The following is a 16,446-nucleotide window of genomic DNA, read 5'->3' as shown; positions in this document are numbered from 1 at the left end:
TATTTAAATGGATATATTAGCATACAAATGAATACAAAGAGATCATGGTGCTCTTTTTGTGCCTAAGCGATGACTTCTTTAATTTTCTTGCATCTGTTTTAAAATAAATTTCACATTTGGGCATTGTTTCTAAATACAAAAGATTCACTTTATTGATTGGCTTCGCTATAATTATCTAGTTTTGTCTAATAATGTGAGAAACTACAATCATCAAATTTATCAAAAAGCTGCTTAAGAGAAACAGGGCACATCCAAATCCTGTTAGCACAGCTTACATCATTCCAAGGAATCATCATTCCATATCTAAAGCGGACATTAGCAGTAATGCATTAAAAGTGCTTAACCGTTTAAATAGTAGTGGATTCCAAGCATACATTGTTGGTGGCAGTGTTCGTGATCTGTTACTTAATAAAGCCCCCAAAGATTTTGATGTGGCAACCAATGCAACACCTAATCAAATCAAGAGCTTGTTCCGCAATGGGCGTATTATTGGCCGCCGATTTAAGCTAGTCCATGTGCTTTTTCATCGTGAGATTATTGAAGTGGCAACCTTTCGTGGCCATGCCTCCCTTGATGAAAACCAGCAGACAAATGAGCGCGGTATGCTAGTCCGCGATAATAGCTTTGGCTCCTTGGATGAAGATGCTTGGCGGCGCGATTTCACCATTAATTCACTTTATTACAATATAGTGGATTCATCTATTATTGACTTTACTGGTGGTGTTAAGGATGTTGAGGATAAACTTATCCGCATGATTGGTGATCCAGTAACCCGCTATAAAGAAGATCCAGTAAGAATGCTACGTGCCATACGATTTAGTGCCAAACTGCATTTTAATCTGGCTCCAGAGACAGAAGCACCATTTCCAGAAATCAGTTCATTGATTACGCATGTGTCCAATTCTCGTTTATTCGATGAAATGACTAAGCTGTATCAATGTGGCAATGCCGAAACAGTACAGAAACTGCTAATGCAATATGGCTTATTCCAGCATTTATGCCCACAAACAACCGCCCTATTTGATAGTCAGTACCCTGTTAATGCCTTGTTAGCGATTGCGCTTGAAAATACGGATACACGAATTCAAGATGACAAACCAGTAACGCCTGCATTTTTGTTTGCAGTGATCTTATGGTTCCCCATGATTGAACGGTCTAAGCAATTACAAAGCACAGGTATGGACCCCTTACCTGCTGTAGAAAAGGCAATGTCTATTGTTATTGCAGAACAAAATAAAATCATCTCGATTCCAAAGCGCTACACCCAAATTATCCGTGAGATATGGTTATTACAATACCGTTTTGGAAAACGTTTAGGTGGTAGAGCATTTAACTTATTACAGCATCCACGATTTAGAGCTGCTTATGATTTCATGGCGTTGCGTGCGCTTGCCGGTGATGAGTCAATGGAACTGGCGCAATGGTGGACCTCATTCCAAGAAGCAAGTGAAGAGGCACGAAATCAAATGGTGGCAGAACTTAATGCTGGCTCACCGGCAAAAAAAAGCAAGCGCCGTAGAAAACCTAAGCCTGCTGCACCACAATGAATATATGCTATCTCGGGTTGGGTTCAAATCAAAAATCACCTGAACGCCAACTCCGACGAGCCATCAAAGCCATCCGAGCCTTAAGATCTACCTCACTAACGAAAGTGTCGAGTTTTCATTGGACCAAAGCTTGGGGTTTACAAGGCCAACAAGATTTTTGTAATGCAGTAGTCGAAATTAATACTACCTTAGCCCCTTTGCAGTTATTAAGAGCCTGTCAAGAAATTGAAAAACAACAAGGCCGGGTACGTAAAAAACGCTGGGGGCCTAGGGTTATTGATATAGATATACTCACTTATGGCAATAAAACGCTCCAGATTAATAATCTGACCATTCCTCATCCGTATATTACATCAAGAGATTTTGTGCTTCAGCCACTTTCTGAGCTGTCTGGCGTTAATATAATAAATAAACTACTTAAAAAACAACCACCTACTACTGCGACTCATCCCTTCATCCTCACAGATGATAATAAAGCAAGAAACGCTTTGTGAAGAACAGGTATAAAACGTATCATCAAAGAAAATGATTAGGCCTGTAGGCAGGGCTTTCAAGCCCCTGATCAGAAATAACAAAAATTATTACTCTAAAATTTTCTCTTAAATTATGAACACTTACCTCAGATCGGCTACACTTCAAAATAAAGAACATACTTATCGCGAGGGATGCCATGTATACTAATATATTATTTGCTACAGACTTACTTAAAGAACATAGCCATCTCGCTGAAAAAGCAGTTGAAATAGCAAAGCAACTTAATGCTCAATTATACCTTTTGCATGTAATCGAATTACCAGCTAGTATCCAATTAGCTCAAGGACTTGGATTTACTGAATTAGTAAATCCAGCAAAAGATGATGCACAAATGGTTTTGTCATTACTTGGAGAGAGTCTTCACATACCTGAAGAACAACAATTTGTTGAGATCGGCTCGGTTAGAGAGCATATCTTCAGTAAAGTGAAGGAATTGAATTGCCAATTGATCATCCTTGGTAGCCATTCAATTTCAGGGTTCAGTTCTTTGCTAGGAAGTACGGCACATGCAACCGTAAACCATGCGCCCTGCGATGTGTTAACTTTGAGAATAAAATAGTTTGATAAGTACTGCGTGGACAGTTTAGCCGAGCATCACCGCTTGTCAGTGGGATCCAGATTCAACCCGTATCACGCCACGTTAACAACTCTACACGGAAAAACGCTGTCGTCATTGCGAGCGCGCCGAAGCAACCCAGTACTGAGCATGAACAAAGCACCGCTCTGGCTTGCTTCGATGCGCTCACAATGACGAATCTGTTTAACGGCTCATTAATCAAAAAAATGCTAATTAGTAATTACTTCTTTTTTGCTTTAGCTTTTTTCTTCTTAGACCAACTCATTAATCGTCTTTTCTTATTTACCTGACGTTCTGACAGCTTATTTTTCTTCTCCGCATAAGGATTTGAGCCACCTCTAAATTCCAGCTTCAAAGGAGTACCAACCAATCCCAAGTGTTTAGTAAATTCGTTGTTCAAATAACGTCTATAACTATCCGGTAAATCAGCAAGCTGGTTCCCATGGATAACAATTACGGGCGGATTATGTCCACCAAGATGCGCATACCGAAGCTTGATACGACGACCACTAACACATGGTGGTGTGTGCTTGGTGCAAATATCTTGTAATAAACGAGTTAATCTTGGCGTAGAGAATGACTGTACCGCTGAAGCATAAGCCTCATTAATATCCTTAAATAGAGTACCTACACCACTACCATGCAATGCAGAAATAAATCTGATTTTAGCAAAATTGGCAAAATGTAATCTTCTCGATAATTCGCTTTTAATTTTTTCCTTATGCTCTTCATCTTTGCCATCCCACTTGTTCACGGCAATAACTAAAGCTTTACCTGACTCAATAATGAAGCCAAGTAAATTCATATCTTGATCAGTAATCCCTTCATCAGCATCAAGAAGTTGTAAACAAACATTCGACTCTTTAATCGCTTGTAAGGTTTTAATTACTGAGAACTTTTCTATTTTTTCATCGATACGTGATTTACGGCGTACACCTGCAGTGTCAATTAAGACATATCGTTTATCATCACGTGTAAAAGGAATCGCAATACTATCACGCGTTGTACCGGGCATATCAAATACAACGACACGCTCTTCACCTAAAATACGGTTAATAAGCGTTGATTTTCCTACATTTGGGCGGCCTGCAAAAGCAATCTTGATTTCGTGCTCGTCCCCTACTTCAGCCTCTACTTGAGGTGCATATGGGGCTAAAACCTCATCCAGCAATGAATAAATACCACTGCCATGCGATGAAGAAATCGAATGAATATCATTAATGCCTAAAGATTGGAAGTCAGCACAAGCGACATCATCATCCAAACCTTCAGTTTTATTAACAACAAGATGTACTTTTTTATTTAATTTTCTTAAATTTTCCGCGATATTTTCATCGATTCCAGTTAACCCTGAACGCCCATCAACTAGAAAGAGAACGATATCTGCCTCATTTAAAGCAACAGTTGATTGTTTTGACATTAAACTATCAACTTCAATATCATCAACACCAATTCCTCCAGTGTCGACTACGATATAAGACTTACGCTCATGCAGTGCTTGACCGTATTGTCTGTCACGCGTTAAGCCGGGAAAATCAGCAACAAGAGCATCTTGGGTTTTAGTCAACCGATTAAATAGCGTAGATTTACCTACATTAGGACGTCCAACCAGCGCAATTACAGGAACCATTATATTAACTCACAGATAGTTTACTAAGTATTCCATTATCAGTTAGCAAATAAAGCGTTCGTCCTGTTACGCTTGGAGAAATACTTACCCCACCTGCGGCTTTAAACCGAGCGAGTATTTCACCATTTTGAGAGTCGATAAAATGCAGGTATCCCGTTTTATCACCAACGACTAAATTAGTCCCTACAAGTGTAGGCTCCGTTAGTCCTCGCGCCTTTAACACTTTTTGCTTCCAATTAACTTGGCCTGTTTGCTTATTAATAGACCAAATAACGTCATGGCTATCACTCACATACAAGGTATTACCACTTAACAGCATATTTTTATAAACTGAGCCAGATTTCTTCCAGATAAATTGCCCATCATTCAACGATAAAGCGCCAATATATCCCTGGTAACTACCCAAATAAGCAACACTACCATCAATAATTGGATCTGCATCAATATCAACCAGCTGCTCTACATCGCTCGCACCTGATGCATAAGCAATACTGCGCTGCCAAATTAATCGTCCACTGCTGATATCATAGGCATCCATTTTTCCATCAGAAAAACCGATTAGCACTAATCCACCAACTACCACTGGCGATGAACTTGCTTTTAAAATCAAATTAGGTGAACCATGCTCTGCCATCCAGAGTTGCTTACCATCTTTTGCATTAAATGCATAAACTTTTCCATCGATGGTTTTGGCAATTACTTTACCGTGTGTCACTGCGGGTGGTGATAATACTTCACCAGAAACTTTCTTTTGCCACACTTTTTTTCCATCAGCTTGATTCAATAGAACCACTGAAGAATTATCTGTGCCAACAGCAAGATAGCCATTACCCAGAGTTGGGCCACTGACCAAGCCATGTTTTAATGGCATCGTCGAAAGAATCTGGCCATCACGCTTACTCACAGCACGCACTAATCCACTCGCATCAGCAGTATAAATCAGGCCTCCGTGTATTACCGGCTTTAGCCTTAGATACTCTTTATTTTTAGCAGGTTTACCTACAAGAGCAGACCAGTTTTGTGCTACTTTAATTTTATCGTGTAATTCAGCCAATTCTTTAGGTTTAGGAGTATTATCCTTACCTAATAAATAATCATCAACTTTTGAACATCCTTGCATGGCTACACAAAGAGCCAAAATACTTAATTTAACTTTCATCAAACTAAACCTCATTATGCTGCTTGAGTCTTCTTTTCATCCGAAATCATTGACTGAGTCTTAACGGCAATTTCATTGGTTTTCATTTCTAAAAATAAATTACCCATTCCATTCACCTTAACCTCATCCATCGCTTGCTTATAGGAGTTCATCGCTTCTTCGTATTTTCCTGTAGCACCGTATATATCACCTTTCAATTCATTAATTACAGGTAAATAAGTAGCATCTTCGACTTTACTTAGCTCGCTTAGAGCATTCGTGTATGATTTATTCGCTACAAAAATACGTGCAAGACGAATCTTCGCTATTTGTTTTAAGGTACCTAACTTGCTGTTATCTGCCACCATACGTAATTCACTTTGCGCTTGATCCAGCTTATTTTTAGATACATAAACTTTAGCAAGAGTCATGTGAGCTGCATCAGCGTATACAGACTTGCTGTGGTCCTTAATGAGCTCATTAGCAAAGGATTTTACCGCTTTAGTATTATTATTTGATAAAGCAATCATCATTTGCTCATAAGCAATGGATGCTTGCTGCGTCAGTTTGCCTTGGTGCCAAGTGAAATATCGATAGCCAGCAATACTAAAAAGTATGACAGATATGATAACGGAAATTATATTACCATAGCGTTTCCACCACTTTTTTATCGATTCTAACTGTTCCTCTTCTGTCATATAAACTGACATAACACACTCTCCTGAACTTTCAACGTAGCCTCATTTCAAATAATCATTTAGAAACTGATTCACCGCGGTTTGATCCACAGTAATCTGTTCCATTCCAGTGCGTAAATCCTTAATACTAACCTTATGATTAGCAAGCTCATCTTCGCCTAAAACTAAAGCCAAACGCGCCCCACTTTTATCAGCCTTCTTAAATTGGCTCTTAAAGCTACCACCAGCAGTGTTTACAAGAACTTCCACCTCAGGGTATGCCGCACGAATTGACTCAGCAATTACAAGCCCTTTAACGATCGCTTCTTCATTTGTACCGATAATAAATATAGAGTTCTCTTTAATTTCTTGTTTCAATAACTCTAAGGTTTCCATCAGTAAATAAATACGCTCCACTCCTAATGCAAAACCTGCAGCAGAAGTAGGATTACCACCTAATTGTTCAACCAAAATGTCATAACGACCACCGGCACAAATTGTTGCCTGACTTCCTAATCGATCAGTAACCCATTCAAATACAGTATGCCCATAATAATCAAGGCCTCTTACTAAAAAGGGATTCACAACATACGGAATGTTTAATGCATCTAAACCTGCGCAAAAAGCTTGGAAATGATCACGGCTCTTTCCTTCAAGCACGTCAATCAACTTAGGAGCATTGGCAACTACTTGCTGCATTTCAGGATTCTTGCTGTCTAAAATACGCAACGGGTTGCGGGTTAATCGTCTTTTGCTGTCTTCGTCAAGCTGATCAATATGATCGTTGAGGTATTCCACCAAAATGTTTTTATATTGTTGACGCTCTGAGAGTTCCCCAAGAGTATTTATTTGCAATTGAACTAAATCAGCGAATCCTAATTCAGTCCAGAATTTGCGGCATAGAGCAATAAGCTCCAGTTCGCTTTGTGCTCCAGGGACACCAAAAGCCTCTACACCTAATTGGGTAAATTGTCTGTATCGCCCTTTTTGAGGACGCTCGTGACGAAACATGGCACCTAAATACCATAGTTTTTGTTGCTGATTGTGTAACAATCCATGTTCCAAACAAGCACGAACACAGCCTGCAGTTCCTTCGGGTCGAAGGGTTATGCTGTCACCGTTTAAGTCATTAAAGGTATACATTTCTTTTTCAACGATGTCGGTAACTTCACCAATAGTTCGCTTAAAAAGCTGTGTACTTTCTACTAAAGGAAAACGAATTTCCTGATAGCCATAATTGCTAAGACAGGTAATCAACGTATTCTCAATGTGACGCCATAATGCAGCTTTTTCAGGCAAAACATCATTCATGCCGCGGATTGCTTGAATTTTTTCAGCCACCTGTTTTCTCCAAAGGAGACATATCTGGTTTAGGGTTTAATATTGATTGCATCTTGGAAATATCTGTTAATTTTACTTCGTTGATTGCTTTATTATTCAATGATAAATCAGTAGGTGCGCTTTTTTCAGAAAACAATTGTTGATTTTCTTGGTTTTTTTGCCACCAAACACCAACAGCAACCATAACGCCTAATGCAAATAAAATAGTAACCCAACGAATTAGGTGCTCTGCCTTATTGGTTTCGCGCTTCGTTTGTTGCCATAAAGCACGATCAGTTTTTTTCTCAGGAGCATAACGCTCATTAAACACAGCAAGATAAGGCTCGGGAGAAACATCTAATAGTTTGGCATAGGCACGTAAATAGCCTTTAGTAAAAACAGCCCCTGGTAATGAACTAAATTCATTACTTTCTATTAATTCGATAATGCGGCTTCGTAAATGTAACTTATCGGCAACATAATCTACTGTGTACCCCTTTTGCTCACGTATGCTCGCAAGTTGTGCTCCAGGATTGATCGCATGAACGATTGTATTATCATCAAGCGTGGTTATTGTACTCATTATTTGCTCCACCTATATCGAGATTTGGATCCATTTTTTTAATAGTTTGCTTATACATTGCAGCGACTTCATATTGGCCAGCTTTTTCTGCAATTTCCTTAGCCAAAAATAACAACGTCCTATCATTTAAAACTAAATCAGCATATTTTTGTATTAATGCATATGCGCTTGCATTATTTCCACTCTTAGTTTCAATTTTAATCAGCTCATAAAAAGAAACTTTTCTGGACGGGTCCTGATTTAATGCCTTTATAAAATAAGGCTTGGCTTGCTCTATCTGATTCACAGATAATGCACAAAGCCCTGCATTCTCATATGCACCTGCAGTATGCACATAGTGCAAGTCAGCAGTCGCTTTTAAAAAATAATACTCAGCCTGTTTATAATCACCCTGCCGGCATAAAAAGGCACCGTAATTATTAAGTTGTGCCCCAGCATTACCCGCCAATGACATGGCTTTTAAATAAAACCTCTTAGCTTGTGCCTGCTCACTAGTTTGCTCAAAATAATAAGCCATGGCTGAATTAGCATCAATGGACTTTGGCTCTTGCTCTAAAGCGGTCAGTAATTTCTTTTTGGCTCTTGGCCTATCGCCTTGTTTTAAATACCCTAGTCCTAATTGAACGTTATACGCTGCCGCCTTAGTAAAATCCGGCTTTTTGAGCTGCTCGCTTGCGTCATTATTCTGCGCACATGCTTGTAAAAGCAAACACAAGGCAATGCCGAAGAAATAACGTACGTTCAACACCATGCTCACATAACGATTCAAAAAAGAATCGGCATTATACCTGCTAACAAGTAAATTAAAAATATTTAATCGCGAATAATTAAATTAAGCGTTTATCTATATCTTGGTGCATGTAGGCTGGGCCTTTATAGCTCAGCCTACACTTACACTGCAAACTACCCTGCTCTGCCTTCTGTTTTAGCCTCTGACCCGGGCTTGGGCATAAAATTCAATTTTTGCCAACGCTGAGAGCGGCTTGTTCTGTCTTTCACTTCACCTGCCAATTGCCCGCAAGCAGCATCAATATCATCACCACGTGTTTTACGTGTGATTGTATTAATTCCATGAGCAATTAACTTATCTCTAAACGTATCAATAGCTTCTTGTGGAGAGCGTTCGTAGTGTGCCATAGGAAATGGGTTAAAGGGGATTAAATTCACTTTGGATGGGACGTTTTTCAGTAACTTTATTAATTGATGTGCATGTTCGGGCTGATCATTCACACCTTTTAACATCACATATTCAAAAGTCACTTTTCTTCTTGGCTCATCTTTAAAATAAGATTTGCATATCGCCATAAGCTGCGCCAAAGGATATTTTTTATTAATTGGCACCAACTCATTACGTAATTCGTCATTTGGAGCATGTAATGAAACAGCAAGCGCTACGGGGCTGACTTCTCTTAAACGCTCTAAATCAGGCAACACACCTGATGTACTCAAGGTTACACGTCGTTTTGATAGACCATAAGCAAAATCGTCCATCATAATATCCATTGCTGAAACAACATTATCAAAATTAAGTAAGGGCTCACCCATTCCCATCATAACTACATTCGTCACGCGTTTATCATGGGCTCCTTGGCTAGCTGATAATTCTCGTACTGCGAGCCAAACCTGGCCAATAATTTCTGCAGTAGTTAAATTACGATTGAATCCTTGTTTTGCTGTAGAGCAAAAAGAACAATTTAAAGCACAACCAACCTGTGATGAAACACAGAGGGTTCCTCGATTTGCTTCAGGAATAAATACTGTTTCAATGCAGTTACCGCAGTCAAGCTTAAGTAACCATTTATGAGTGCCGTCACTTGATTTTTGACACGCCACGATTTCTGGCACTTTAACATAGGAAAGCTGGGAAAGCTTTGCTTTCAAAGCCTTCCCTAGATTGGTCATTTGAGCAAAATCAACTAAGCCTGCTTGATGAATCCATTGGATTAGCTGTTGAGCTCGGTAAGGTTGCTCCCCCCATGAACTCAATAGCTCTCGCATTTGCTGATAACTATAATTCAATAGATTTACTTTTTGCTCAGTCATTTTTACTCCCAACCTTAATTCTTATCGCTCACAAATTTCGTGTGGTTCAAAGAAGAAAGCAATTTCACGAGCAGCATTTTCTAAGCTGTCAGAACCGTGAACTGCATTTGCATCAATGCTATCTGCGAAATCAGCACGAATAGTACCAGGAGCAGCTTCTTTAGGGTTAGTCGCGCCCATGATGTCTCTATTTTTCATTACAGCATTGTCGCCTTTCAACACTTGGATCATTACAGGACCAGAAATCATGAACTCAACTAAGTCGTTGAAGAAAGGACGAGCACGGTGAATGTCATAGAAGTTTTCAGCTTGTTCACGAGATAAGCGAGCCATTCTTGCAGCAATAATATCTAAACCAGCATCTTCAAAACGGGTGTAAATTTTACCAATTACAGACTTAGCTACAGCATCCGGTTTAATAATTGATAATGTTAATTCTTTTGCCATTATGCACACTCCATAGGAATTAATAGTTAAAGCGCGCTATTATACACGAAATAGATGCTTTGTGGCTAATATAAATTCATTGGGTATGTATGAGCGTTGACTAGGCTTTGCTGTAAGGCTAAAAATTAAAAAGCGCGCTACGTTGTAGCTTAACCGCAGGCTTCATCTTCCATGTTTTACAAGGATTCTTATGCATCCCGCGGGCAAGCCGCGGAAATTCAGCGAATATAGCTCAAAGTGCTGGTATATTTTATGTTGACGTCATTTAAAGTCCGCATTGATTAAACTAGGCTTTTTCAAGTTTGCCTATGCTTTTATCAAAATACAATGACTCTCGGTTGATAACATCCTGCTCAGTGTTAATCTTATATTCAGGTAAAATTTTAATTAGCTCAATAACCCGTAAAATAGTGTCATAAAATTGCGTTCTAAAACCATTTGCGAAAACAGTCATGTCCTCCGCCCGCTCACGAAAAGCTAGTGTTTTCTCGTCAAACTGAAGAATTATATTGGTAAGCTCAGAAATGCTCTCCATAATTTTTCCTTTTAAATCATCATTTAATGACAAGTTAAGCGCTTCATTCATTTTGACGACAAAAAGCAAAAGATCACTTTGTAACTTAGGATTAGTTAAATCACAATTAATTAAAGCAAAATTGATGGCCTTACGTATTTTGCTTTTATCCACGTGACTACCCATTTGCTTAGCAATTTGTGCTATAGACGTTATTGCCTTATCAAAGGCTTTATTAAACTCAGCCGACAGTTTTATTAGGAAGTTTTGGCTGCTTGAAATTAAATAATTATGCTCGCCTTCTTTTTGATGATATTCCTCACCTAAGGCAAGAAGTTGTTGACGTTCATTTTCCAGTGCCTCACGAGTATTAGCCCCGGGTGATGACTCATCCTTAGAGTTTTCTCCCGATAATAAATAATCAATAAAAAGCTTTTGTACGTAGACATGATAATCATTTGCCTGCTGTAACACGATCCCATTAAGGACATTTCTTAAGGGTATTTGCAGCACCTTATGATAAAAACTAAACGTACTTTTCACAGCTGCGACTAAATCAATTTGCGCTAAATTGATATGATATCGACCTAGAATACGCTCAGCGGTTATCACACCGTAAGTTGAAAACCAGTTGCTTAAGTCATTTTCTGATTTCTCTACGCTCATTTTTCATCCAATTTAATTTATTTACAGTATGTGATATAAGACTATTTATTTGATAAGTATAGTGTATTTACCAGATGTTAAAACGATTAGATACTGATTTACAAACATTAAATGAATTTCTCCAAATAAAAACACCCCAATTGTGGTTAGACTATTCAGCTCAACAGATTCCGTTGCTATTGATTGATCATGCACACTGCGAACGAAAGGCAGCGGCTACTGCCATTAATTTTATGAGTAAATATCCTGAACGGAAAGAACTTATCGAGGTTATGTCCCCTCTGGCACGCGAAGAGCTTCTGCATTTTGAAAAAGTGGTCAACGTAATGAATCAACGTGGAATTAAATTTGGGCCCTTACATCCTTCAGGCTATGCTACTGTATTACATAAACAAGTCACGCGTAAGGATGGTACTGAACGCTTATGTGATCAGTTGATTGTTGGCGCTATTATTGAAGCCCGCTCCTGTGAGCGCTTTTATGCGATCATGCCTTACATTCAAGATGAAGCCTTAGCAAAATTTTACGGTACACTGGTTAAATCTGAGGCACGACATTTTGAAGATTATTTGCGTTTAGCCCATTTATATGGGGGAGATGTAAGTAAACGTATTGCTAAATTTTTAGCGCTTGAAAATGAATTTATTTTAGCAACAGATGCGGTATTTCGCTTTCATAGTGGAATACCGAGCGTTGGATTGCAAAGCCTATAGCATATAAGTCAAGCCGCCACTACTTCAAAGTTCACAATGACGGCTATCATCTAAGTATTAAGGAGGGGTTGGGCTGTCAGCATCAAGTTCTTCACGGTATTGAAGTTCTGATGCACGATTTAAAAACTCATTTAACCCATTTTCTGGATCATTTTTTAGTTCATTAAATTTTTCAGCAGTTAAAGGCTCATGCCCTTCTTTAGCTCTATATCCTTCATGATTATTATTTGGATCTAGCTCATAACCACGTTCCCACAACCATAAAGTCACCAAAGAGCGGACGCTGTTAGGGAGCACTCGATCATCCGTCAAGTCTTGGCTATTTGCATGCAATTTTAATGCTAACTTATTATCATCCCCAATTTTAATATCATGCACTAACGTGGGCAAATCCACTCTTACGTTACCGCGAAGCGTATTCAAAAGGGTATCTTTTATATCAACAATGGCATTTTTTAGAGTATGCTTTAACGGAACCAAATATGGGGCTGTTTTCTCATTAACCTCTTGATTTATCATAGCAACAAACACTGTTAATACAGAAAGCAAGGCCATCATGGATGACTTCCAATCATGGATCGAAGTCTGGTCAGCTCCCATTACTGCTTTGTGCTTATCCTCAAAAATAGCTTTTTTCGTAATAGGATTCCCTTCTTTATCATGACTCACAATAGCATCTTTCCTTATGCTCTCTATTTCGTCTGCCATAGCCGCTTTGCGGAGTTCATCGGCTTCATTTTTGGCAGCTAGAAAAGCTTTCTTATTGCCTTCGTCAATTAAAGCCCTAGCTCTATTTTCCGCACTTTTTTTATGCTGGGCTATTTCATCATGTATTGATCTATCATCTGGCATATTTAACTCCTAAAAAAATCACGTGTGGGTGAAATAAAGCCCTTTTGTATTATCATAACACAATAGTTTAGGGTTGTCATCCCAGTCACTGAGTACATAACGCATAAATTCTTCTTGTTCAACCGGGTAAGTTGTTAGGCCTGGTTTATGAGTATGTCCGTGAATAAGCTTGTTGACTCCATGCTCTTGCATATGCCGAATTACTGACTCAGTAACCACATCCATTTGCTGCATGGATTTACTCACATTGTTTTGACTACGGGTACGTACCTGATTCACTAAACGTTCGCGGTATTTTGACGATAAGCTTAAAAATAAAGCGGGGAAAATCTTATTGCGGGTAAGAAGCCTGAAGCGCTGGTGAGCCACATCTTTAGTACAATAACGATCTCCATGCACTAACATTATTTTTTCATTATCTAAATGAATAATCGTTGGTTCTTTTAAAACAGACCATCCTGCCAACTTGGCAAAACTTTTTCCCAATAAAAAATCTCGATTACCATGCATATAAAACAAATTAATCCCTTGTCGGGTTAATGCATGTAATTGTTCTGCAATGCCCCTACTCCAATCGTTTAGAGTATCATCACCAGCCCAAGCATGGAAAAAGTCACCTAGTATATAAATGTTTTTTACTGAGTGCTGTACTGCCCATTTAAGAAAGGATTCAAAATGAGCCTGAATACCGTATTCTTCTGGATGCAAATGAAGATCGGAAATAAAAACAGCTTCAATCATAAAGGCTCGATGTGGATATGATCACCCAACAAATAAATTTGGCATGGGCCGTTATGTGGTTCAATTGCATCACTTAAACGATAAAACCCCGCAATTGATACCAATTCAGCTTCAAGTGATTGGCAAAAAATACGCGCATCTTTATCACCAGAAATCCCAGCCAAAGCTCTACCACGCAAAGCACCGTAAACATGGATTGAACCATCAGCTAATAATTCCGCACCATGACTTACGGAGGAAGTCACAATTAAATCAGCATTTTTAGCTACAAATTGCTGTCCAGAACGTACCGGTGTTGTTAGTAGCTTAGTTTTTGCTGCTTCAGGATAATGTTGTTGAGCAGGCTCAATAGAACGCTCAATAATTGGCTTATCTTGAGTTGCAGAAGCATGCAGTACGGCTAATCCTTGGCATTGAGCCAGTGTATCATGTAACGCACTTCCACCCTGAATAGCAACAGGAATCATGCCATTAATTCGTGCGACTTGAATTAAAGCATTCAAATCAAACTCTAACTGATGAACCGCAGCAAGGTCAAAAACAACTGGAGTTTTATCAAAAAGCTTGGGGGCTCTTGTTACAGTTTCAACCAATTGCTGGGCAAAAACCTCACTATCAGTATTCAGCACTTGCAAAACAGTAAATGTGTAAAGTCGGCCTTTAAGTTTAAATGCTTGAGTTTGTGTTGTATTTTCACTCATGAGTATGATATCCATAACCAGATTTTTTGTTTATACTAACATTTATACTATCATGTGAAAAACAATAACAGAAGGATATTAAGGTGGATAAACGGTGGTTTGAACAATATCAGAATGGCGTTCCACATGAAATTGACCCTAATCAATACTCGTCCCTTGTCGCTTTGTTCAAAGAATCATGTACTAATCATGCAAAAAAAGTAGCTTACTCCAATTTAGGCTCTGAGATTACTTTCGCTGAATTAGAAGAACTAAGCCACAGTTTTGCAGCCTATCTCCAACAGCTTAAATTGGAAAAAGGTGCACGCATCGCGATTATGATGCCCAACCTATTGCAGTACCCCGTAGCACTGTTTGGTATTTTACTTGCGGGCTATGTCGTAGTTAATACGAATCCGTTATATACATCCGATGAAGTTATTCATCAAATGAATGATGCGGGTGCTGAAGCCATTGTTGTGCTTGCTAATTTTGCCAAAACGGTTCAAAACGCATTACCCTCAACCCCAACAATAAAACACGTTATCATTACGCAAATCGGTGATTTATTCCCTCCAGTAAAACGCTTTATTGTTAATGCAGTGGTAAAATACGTCAAAAAAATGGTCCCTGCTTACTCGATTCCGCATGCAGTTGCATTTAACTATGCATTGCTTGAAGGCAAACAATCAACCTTACACCATGTTGATTTGAATCACAGTGATATCGCTTTCTTACAATATACGGGTGGCACAACTGGGGTGGCCAAAGGCGCGATATTAACGCACGGAAATTTGGTTGCTAATTTGTTGCAAGCCTATGCATGGATATCTCCGGCATTACAGGAAGATAAAGAAGTCATTGTTACCGCATTACCTCTGTATCACATCTTCTCGTTAACGGCGAATTGCCTGACCTTTATGAAAATGGGGGCAAAAAACATATTAATTACCAATCCTCGGGATATGAAGCACTTTATTAAAGAAATTAAAAATTGCGGCTTCACTACCATTACTGGTGTTAATACTTTGTTTAATGGCTTATTAAATAACCCTCAATTTAAAGAAGTCGATTTCAGTAAATTAAGACTGTCTTTATCTGGCGGGATGGCCCTGCAAAAAAGTGTTGCTCTACGCTGGAGAGAAGTAACCAAATCACCGATATTGGAAGCTTATGGACTAACCGAAACAAGCCCTGCGGCAACCATTAATCCAATGACTCTAACTAGCTATAACGGCAGCATTGGCTTACCCCTTCCATCAACAGATATATTGATACTGGATGATGAGGAAAAAGAGGTACCTATTGGCTCCAGTGGGGAAATTTGTATCAAGGGTCCTCAGGTTACACCTGGATATTGGAAACGTCCTGATGAAACGGCACTAGTCTTTACCCGCTCAGGCTATTTAAAAACTGGGGATATCGGTCGGATGGATGAAGAAGGCTTTATCTATCTGGTGGATAGAAAAAAGGACATGCTTCTGGTTTCTGGATTCAATGTGTATCCCAATGAAGTAGAACAGGTAATTAGCATGCACCCAGGAGTACTGGAGGTCGGCGTGGTTGGAGTGCCTGATGCAGAATCAGGTGAGCGTGTTAAAGCCTGTATCGTAAGAAAGGATCCTAATTTAACTGTAGAGGCAGTGATTGCGTATTGTCGTGAACATTTAACTGCGTATAAGATTCCTAAAATTGTAGAGTTCTTTGATGAGCTTCCTAAAACGAATGTGGGTAAAATACTACGTCGTGCGTTGAAATAACAAGATATAGATTTAGATGCCGCC

17 protein-coding genes are annotated in these 16,446 nt (G+C 39.1%); 5 read left to right on the top strand and 12 right to left on the bottom strand.

The annotated features are described in order from the left end of the window. Window positions 1-227: 227 nt before the first annotated feature. From pcnB to ACQY7T_RS05370, 3 genes are all read left to right on the top strand, one after another. Window positions 228-1,547: a polynucleotide adenylyltransferase PcnB gene (gene pcnB, locus ACQY7T_RS05380; RefSeq protein WP_428411870.1), complete on the top strand. Its 1,320-nt coding sequence runs from the start codon at window positions 228-230 to the stop codon at window positions 1,545-1,547. After that, window positions 1,544-2,041, top strand: coding sequence for a 2-amino-4-hydroxy-6-hydroxymethyldihydropteridine diphosphokinase (gene folK / locus ACQY7T_RS05375; protein ID WP_428411781.1), 498 nt, complete (start codon window positions 1,544-1,546; stop codon window positions 2,039-2,041). The genes pcnB and folK overlap by 4 nt, the downstream gene beginning before the upstream one ends. 176 nt (window positions 2,042-2,217) lie before the next feature. Then, on the top strand, window positions 2,218-2,640 hold the full coding sequence (locus ACQY7T_RS05370; RefSeq protein WP_428411779.1) for a universal stress protein: 423 nt from the start codon (window positions 2,218-2,220) through the stop codon (window positions 2,638-2,640). A gap of 238 nt (window positions 2,641-2,878) precedes the next feature. On the opposite strand, the gene der is transcribed toward ACQY7T_RS05370, so the two are convergent. From der to ACQY7T_RS05325, 9 genes are all read right to left on the bottom strand, one after another. After that, window positions 2,879-4,288, bottom strand: a complete 1,410-nt coding sequence (der, locus tag ACQY7T_RS05365; protein WP_428411776.1) for a ribosome biogenesis GTPase Der — start codon at window positions 4,286-4,288, stop codon at window positions 2,879-2,881. Window positions 4,289-4,292: 4 nt separating this feature from the next. Beyond that, the gene (bamB, locus tag ACQY7T_RS05360) at window positions 4,293-5,447 is read right to left on the bottom strand and encodes an outer membrane protein assembly factor BamB (protein WP_428411774.1); all 1,155 of its coding nucleotides are present in this window, start codon (window positions 5,445-5,447) and stop codon (window positions 4,293-4,295) included. 14 nt (window positions 5,448-5,461) lie between these two features. After that, the gene (locus tag ACQY7T_RS05355; protein WP_428411772.1) at window positions 5,462-6,136 is read right to left on the bottom strand and encodes a YfgM family protein; all 675 of its coding nucleotides are present in this window, start codon (window positions 6,134-6,136) and stop codon (window positions 5,462-5,464) included. Between the two features lie 30 nt (window positions 6,137-6,166). After that, window positions 6,167-7,444 carry a histidine--tRNA ligase gene (gene hisS / locus ACQY7T_RS05350; protein WP_428411771.1) on the bottom strand — a complete coding sequence of 426 codons (1,278 nt, stop codon included), beginning with the start codon at window positions 7,442-7,444 and terminating at the stop codon, window positions 6,167-6,169. After that, the gene (locus ACQY7T_RS05345) at window positions 7,437-8,006 is read right to left on the bottom strand and encodes a helix-turn-helix domain-containing protein (RefSeq protein ID WP_428411769.1); all 570 of its coding nucleotides are present in this window, start codon (window positions 8,004-8,006) and stop codon (window positions 7,437-7,439) included. Before ACQY7T_RS05345 ends, hisS begins: the two co-directional genes overlap by 8 nt. Continuing rightward, window positions 7,984-8,757 carry a type IV pilus biogenesis/stability protein PilW gene (gene pilW, locus ACQY7T_RS05340; protein ID WP_428411868.1) on the bottom strand — a complete coding sequence of 258 codons (774 nt, stop codon included), beginning with the start codon at window positions 8,755-8,757 and terminating at the stop codon, window positions 7,984-7,986. Before pilW ends, ACQY7T_RS05345 begins: the two co-directional genes overlap by 23 nt. A 152-nt stretch (window positions 8,758-8,909) precedes the next feature. Next, a complete protein-coding gene (rlmN, locus tag ACQY7T_RS05335) occupies window positions 8,910-10,049 on the bottom strand; it encodes a 23S rRNA (adenine(2503)-C(2))-methyltransferase RlmN (protein ID WP_428411767.1) in 1,140 nt (379 codons plus the stop codon). Between the two features lie 21 nt (window positions 10,050-10,070). Next, window positions 10,071-10,496, bottom strand: a complete 426-nt coding sequence (ndk, locus tag ACQY7T_RS05330; RefSeq protein ID WP_133135112.1) for a nucleoside-diphosphate kinase — start codon at window positions 10,494-10,496, stop codon at window positions 10,071-10,073. A 286-nt stretch (window positions 10,497-10,782) separates the two neighbouring features. Beyond that, window positions 10,783-11,676, bottom strand: a complete 894-nt coding sequence (locus tag ACQY7T_RS05325) for a hypothetical protein (protein WP_428411764.1) — start codon at window positions 11,674-11,676, stop codon at window positions 10,783-10,785. 74 nt (window positions 11,677-11,750) lie between these two features. Between ACQY7T_RS05325 and ACQY7T_RS05320 the strand changes: the two genes are divergently transcribed. Beyond that, window positions 11,751-12,389, top strand: coding sequence for a tRNA-(ms[2]io[6]A)-hydroxylase (locus ACQY7T_RS05320; RefSeq protein WP_428411762.1), 639 nt, complete (start codon window positions 11,751-11,753; stop codon window positions 12,387-12,389). Window positions 12,390-12,446: 57 nt separating this feature from the next. Here the strand turns inward: ACQY7T_RS05320 and ACQY7T_RS05315 are convergent, their stop codons facing one another. The 3 genes from ACQY7T_RS05315 to minC are packed head-to-tail and all read right to left on the bottom strand — an operon-like array spanning window position 12,447 to window position 14,683. Beyond that, a complete protein-coding gene (locus ACQY7T_RS05315; RefSeq protein ID WP_428411760.1) occupies window positions 12,447-13,241 on the bottom strand; it encodes a hypothetical protein in 795 nt (264 codons plus the stop codon). An 18-nt stretch (window positions 13,242-13,259) separates the two neighbouring features. Further along, window positions 13,260-13,982, bottom strand: a complete 723-nt coding sequence (locus tag ACQY7T_RS05310; protein WP_428411759.1) for a UDP-2,3-diacylglucosamine diphosphatase — start codon at window positions 13,980-13,982, stop codon at window positions 13,260-13,262. Continuing rightward, the gene (gene minC, locus ACQY7T_RS05305; RefSeq protein ID WP_428411757.1) at window positions 13,979-14,683 is read right to left on the bottom strand and encodes a septum site-determining protein MinC; all 705 of its coding nucleotides are present in this window, start codon (window positions 14,681-14,683) and stop codon (window positions 13,979-13,981) included. The genes ACQY7T_RS05310 and minC overlap by 4 nt, the downstream gene beginning before the upstream one ends. Before the next feature lie 83 nt (window positions 14,684-14,766). Here minC and ACQY7T_RS05300 point away from each other — a divergent pair, with 83 nt between their 5' ends. Next, a complete protein-coding gene (locus ACQY7T_RS05300; RefSeq protein ID WP_428411755.1) occupies window positions 14,767-16,422 on the top strand; it encodes an AMP-binding protein in 1,656 nt (551 codons plus the stop codon). Window positions 16,423-16,446 lie beyond the last annotated feature (24 nt).

The organism is Legionella sp. (genome assembly GCF_965140895.1).
GTDB lineage: Bacteria > Pseudomonadota > Gammaproteobacteria > Legionellales > Legionellaceae > Legionella.
The sequence above is the reverse complement of the archived record's forward strand: the minus strand, read 5'-3'. Positions and strand labels throughout refer to the sequence as shown.